1 pseudogene is annotated in these 710 nt (G+C 50.0%); it reads left to right on the top strand.

Features of this window, described 5'->3' with window-relative positions:
* Window positions 1–710 (top strand): annotated as a pseudogene (locus tag R7044_RS25500) (NAD(P)-dependent oxidoreductase); the annotation flags it as partial.

The raw sequence follows: 710 nt of genomic DNA, 5'->3' as shown, positions 1-710 counted from the left end.
ATGCGAGATTTTGTCTACAACTTACCTATTTTGATAGCGCCTAAATGGGTCGACTCAAAAGCCAACCCCATCGCCCTACCCAACCTCAATCACTATTTATTGCAGTTGGCCGAAGCATCACCCCCAGAAGAAAGCCAAATTTATGAAGTTGGTGGGCCAGATACACTCAGCTACCGCGAGCAGTTTAAAATCATTTGCCGAATCACCAACAAGCCTTATCGGCTGTGGTCGACACCGTTGCTTACCCCCAAAATGGCCTCGTACTGGCTCGGCTTGGTCACCTCTGTACCAGCAAACATCGGCAAAGCATTACTCGCGGGGTTAGAGCATGACTACATTGCCGATTCCAAAGCGATTGAAGCACGATTTCCGCAAACACTGATCAGCTACGAGCAAGCGGTATCCGATACCATCCAAGATGAAGGCACGTTTGTGCGCAGTAATGTTTGGGGATTTGAGCCAGCGGCCCTTCGTCGATGGCAACCAGGGTATGGCTACTACCCTAAACAAGCCGGTGCGAGCATAAAAACTCAAGCCTCCGCTGCGGCATTATGGAAAGTGGCTCAAAAAATCGGGAGTCGTGAAAAAGGCTATTACTTTGCCAACATTTTGTGGCGCACACGCGAATGGCTCGACATCTTTTTTGGTGGCGGGAAACCGATTCGCGTTTCTCCTCCGGGTCCGGAGCTCAAAGTCGGCGATTATATAGA

Source organism: Vibrio sp. 1402 (assembly GCF_033340275.1).
This window is presented reverse-complemented; position numbering and strand designations above follow the sequence as displayed.